Source organism: Enhygromyxa salina, assembly GCF_000737335.2.
Lineage (GTDB): Bacteria > Myxococcota_A > Polyangia > Nannocystales > Nannocystaceae > Plesiocystis > Plesiocystis salina_C.
Window position 1 is genome coordinate 1 of sequence record NZ_JMCC02000214.1, and the last position, 4,961, is coordinate 4,961.

Below are 4,961 nucleotides of genomic sequence, written 5' to 3' on the forward strand. Positions count from 1 at the left end.
GGAAGTCGATGGCCTTCGGGATGTCGCCGAGCGTCCGGTAGCAGTTGCCCAGGTTGGTGAGGGCGCTGGCCTGGCCCTGAAGGCGGCCGATCTTCTCCTCGATGGCGAGGGAGCGCTCATGGAAGTCGATGGCCTTCGGGATGTCGCCGAGCGTCCGGTAGCAGTTGCCCAGGTTGGTGAGGGCGCTGGCCTGGCCCTGAAGGCGGCCGATCTTCTCCTCGATGGCGAGGGAGCGCTCATGGAAGTCGATGGCCTTCGGGATGTCGCCGAGCGTCCGGTAGCAGTTGCCCAGGTTGGTGAGGGCGCTGGCCTGGCCCTGAAGGCGGCCGATCTTCTCCTCGATGGCGAGGGAGCGCTCATGGAAGTCGATGGCCTTCGGGATGTCGCCGAGCGTTCGGTAGCAGATGCCCAGGTTGCCGAGTTGATTGGCCTGACCCTGGAGGTGGCCGAGCTTCTCGTGGACGGCGAGGGAGCGCTCGAGGAAGTCGATGGCTTTCGGGATGTCGCCGAGCATCTGATAGCAGATGCCGAGGTCGTTCATCGCGTTCGCAGCAAGCTCGGAGCCGGCAGGCGCCGCCACAATGAGCGACTCACTGAGCGCGATGGCCTCTGGGTACCTACCTACGACGGTGAGGTGGTCCTCGAGTGGCCGGTAGATGGTGGCGGCCTGCTCGATGTCTGTCCATCGCAGGCGCTCGAATGCCCGTCGGGCCTCGTCGACACCAGCCCCAAACTCCTGATAGGCAGTCGCCTCGGAGTGTTCCTTCAGGTGCGCCCGGGCCCAGCCCGTGTGGGCTGCCTCAAACTCTTCGTGTCCGGGCTGCTCAACCACGAACATACGCACGACATCACTTAGCCCCCACGGGGCATCAGCCTCCGCGCTGAACTCCGCGAGGCCACGCGCGTGCAGGTCATCGAGCAACTCACCGACGTCGCCCACCCCCGCGACAGCCTCGACAACCGCAGGCCGCGTCTGCTTGGCACACACCGCCAGAGCCTGCAGCACGCGACGCCCATCGTTCGTCAGCGCGTCGTAACTGACCTGGAACGTCGCCGCGATGCCCCGGTCCGTCTCGTACTTGTCGAGCACCCGGAGCGACTGCGCCTCAAGCAGCTTCAGCGCTGCGGCGGCATCCAGGCTCCGGCGCTGACTCAGCATCGAGACCAGGAGGCGCACGCCCAGCGGCAACCGGCCGACGAACTCAGCGAGGGCGTCAACCTCGGAGTCCGCGACCGCGCCGAGCCGGGGGCAGCGCTCACGCAGGTACTCGCGGCACGCCTCGATGGTCCAGGCGCCGAGCACGAGCGCGGCCGCGTCGAGCCGGACGTTGACCGTCCGCGATCGCGAAGTGACGAGTGACCGGCACTGGCCGCCAGGGACCGGTACGTGCCCGAGATAGCCATGATCGGGGTCATAGTTGTCCACGACGAGCAGGAATGGCTTCGTGTGGAGCACCGTACCGAGCAGGTCGATGGCCTCGGCCGGGGTTGGTTCGCGGCTATCGGTCCAGCCGAAGCGCCGGCTGACCCGGCCGAGTTCGGAGACGAGCTGACTACCATCAAGCCACGCCGCGCCATCGGGGAACAGTACGGGCGCCCGGGTGGCCACGAACTCCTCGACGAGAGTGGTTTTCCCGACGCCGCCGATGCCGGTGGCGACGACACAGACCGTGCGGTTGTCTCCGAGCAAGAGCTGCTCGAGTTCGGCGAGTTCGTTGTCGCGGCCCTTGAAGTGTGGGACCGAGCGCGCCGGGGCCTGGCCCGGGCCTTCGAACAGGGCAGGCTCTGGCTCGACGTAAAAGGACGCCTTTGGGTCCTTTGCATCTGGGGAGTCAACAATCAACCACCAGTCACCATGATACGGGGGCCTCAGTTCCCTTCGCACTGTGTCGTGCTCCCCCTTCGCAGGGGTTCCCGTGGCGGCGTAGTTGAACGGTTGTCGAAGTCCGTATTTCTCGCTATTGACGTCATCTAAAAGAAACGTCCGAATAGAGCGGTCGGAGGACTCCACTACGACGACCATGCCTGGTCCGGCCGTCACAAGGTTTCGCAAGAAACTCATTCGTCAATGCCCCGAACAGAACTGTTCTGTGGATTTTTTTGGGACTGGGGCACTGGTTGAGGCTGGCCCGGCGGAAGGGCGTGTATTTCGGCGTCACTTTGGTGACGATCTCGGATTCGTTTCAGTATCCGTTTGACCCTGGTTAGCTCATGTTTTCCAAAAACTCCCAAGACCACTCCAAACGCACACAGGAGAACTCCTGTGGCCCACATCCAGGACGGGGCACCGGGAGCCAGAGCTGCACTAACCAAGACGGTGACGCCGCTGGATATTGAGTTCGTCGCCCCCGTGAGCATCGGTGATAAGCCGTCCGCCTCCAGAAGCGCTTCCATGTCATCTTCGCGAATGGCACAGGCCCATTCGTTCTGTTTCATTGGACGGAGAGTGATGCTCCCGGCCCTTGGAGCGTTGTCTCCATCCGTCACTCCAGCACTGTCGTAGAATGGCGGTGGCCACGCAAGACACGACCTCCCAAGCGTGAGCCTGGTGCTCTCCGACCAGACCCAGGCGAAGTGGCAGCATGCGATCCCGCGGGGCAAGCGAGTCAAAGACGCCCCGTGTGAACCTGACCTTCCGCGAGTTCGAGTAGCGGGCAGGTGATGGCACGGTCGTCGCGCATCGAATAGTCTGGTTATGGGATGGTCAGTGGTGAAATCTACATGGCATGGGTTTCACTTAGCGACTGTTCATGCGCCCAGTGACAGGGCGCGAGGCCCGTGTAAAGGCCGCGCAAGCGCGGGACCGTACCCGCCGCGGGTCATGACCCGTGGCATGACTTCGGTCGTCATGTAGCGGCGCAGGCGCCTGGCAGCTGGCTTGCGGCTCAAGGCAAGGACCTCCCAGACGCCAGGCATTGGTTGCTTGTGGAGGCCGCCCAGCGACGCAATACTGGCGGTGGATGGTCGCCCGGAAGGATGTTGTCTTCCTCGAAGCGGGCGGAACTGCGGGAACTGGGTTTCTGATCACGTCGGGCCTGATGGTGACGGCGCTGCACGTGGTCTCCGAACTTGACCAGAAGCACCTCGTCGTCACCGACGCCGGACGGCCACAGCCGATGGGGCCGATCTCCTGCACCTACTTCTCGGAGGGGCGCAAGCACTGGACCGAGGTCATCGAGTTCGACCCCAGCCGTGACGCCTACAGCATCGCCGAGGACTGGGTGGTGCTGCGCGTGAGCGATGCCGCGGGCGTCCGGGTCTGGGACTGCGACAAGGCGCAGGACGTCGACAGAGGAGCCGAGTGCTGGGCGTACGGCTTCCCTGCGACCCACGGCGACGTGGGCGTGCAATTCCATGGGGAGCTTACAGGCCTTCGAGACCCACTCGTGCCAGGGGTCTCGATCCACCGAGCGTGGATCAAGGAAGCGATCGGCTGGACGGGTCAAAGCCCACAGGGTTTTTCGGGTGGGCCCGTGGTCGTTGGTCACCGGGTGATCGGTATCGTGAGTTCATTCGCCAACGCCGGGGAGGATCTCGCCCGCGGCGCCGTCGTCAACATCACTCCCATTGAGGCGGTGCTCGAGACCGCTGGCATCGATAAGTGGCAAACCTCTCGCTCGGTAGACGTCAACACCCAGCTGTTCGAGGGGCCGCAGCAGGTCCCCGCGCGCTTGGTGCCTCACTTCAGGGGCCGGGACGACGAACTCGCCGAACTCGAGCAGCTCTTGCTCGGAGACAACCGCACGGTCTGCGTCGTCGCCACCGGTATCGGCGGCATCGGGAAAACCACTCTCGTCGAGGAGTTCGTGGCCACCCGGGCGCCCGTACTGTTCCCCGATGGCGCGGCGTGGCTCGATGGTAGTCAGCTCGTCTCCGAGCTCGGGCGGGTGAGCCGGAGGTTCGGGTGGGTCGACGACCGCGAGCCGACACCCGCCGAGGCCATCGGCTTGCTCGGCCGGGCCCTCCACACCAAACGCGTCCTGCTCGTGGTCGACAACTTCGCCCCCGACCCCGAGCATGGCGATCTTGGTCACGTGCCGGCGCCGGGGGGCGAGTGCCGGACGCTCGTCACTTCGCGGTCGCGAACGGTCAACGTCCAGCTCAACGCGGCCGCGCTCGAGCTCGGCGTCTGGACGATAGAGGCGTGCCGCGACTACTTGCGTGAGCGGTGTCCACGACTCGGTGTGGTCCCGGATGCCGAGATTGACGCGCTGGCTGAATTTGTCGGCCGGTTGCCGCTGGGTGTTCGACTCTTGGTTTCGGTGCTGAGTCAGCGGCGGAGTCTGAGTCCGGCGGCTGCACTGAATCTGCTCGAGGCGCAGTCGCTGGGCGTTTTGGACAAGTACGACGCCGACCGGGGCATTGCGGCGACGTTTCAGTTCAGCTACGACGCGCTCACCGACGATGGGCGCCGGGTGCTGCAGGCTCTGGCGGTGTCCGCCAAGCAGACGCGGCCTGAGGTTGTCGAGGCGGTCGCCGGGGTGGGCGACCCCCGCGAGGTGCTCGATGACCTGCACGCGCGAGGCCTCGCCGAGTTCAGCGCGGAGGCACACGCTACGTGGGGCCTACATGATGTCGTGCGCATGTTCGTGGTCGCACAGCCTGGCCGCGAGGAGTTCGAGTCCGCCCACACTGGCTGGGTCGAGACGCACCTGAACGAAAACTCTGACGCCACCGCGCACCTGGCGTTTGCCGCCGGCGTCGATGAGGCCAGCTGCGCGTTCGAACGACTACTCAGCACGGACATCGAACTCGCGGACTCCATCTACCGGCCACTAGAGAACCACCTCACCGTCGTTGGTAGGTATCCCGAGGCCGTCGCCCTCAGCGACCGGCTCCTTCGCGCGGCGCCGTCTGGCTCCACGCTGGCCGCTAGCGCACTCGGCAACCTGGGCCTCTGCTACCGGACGCTCGGCGACATCCCGAAGGCCATCGACTTCATCGAGCGCTCTCTCGCCATC

Annotated in this window: 2 protein-coding genes; one reads left to right on the plus strand and one right to left on the minus strand. The window is 65.2% G+C overall.

Features of this window, described 5'->3' with window-relative positions; translation table 11 throughout:
* Window positions 1-1,843, minus strand: a 1,843-nt coding sequence (locus DB30_RS40070; protein ID WP_052559334.1) for a tetratricopeptide repeat protein, incomplete at its 3' end; no start/stop codon positions are given.
* 1,072 nt (window positions 1,844-2,915) lie between these two features.
* Here DB30_RS40070 and DB30_RS40075 point away from each other — a divergent pair.
* Window positions 2,916-4,961, plus strand: a 2,046-nt coding sequence (locus tag DB30_RS40075) for a trypsin-like serine protease (protein ID WP_276204423.1), incomplete at its 3' end; no start/stop codon positions are given.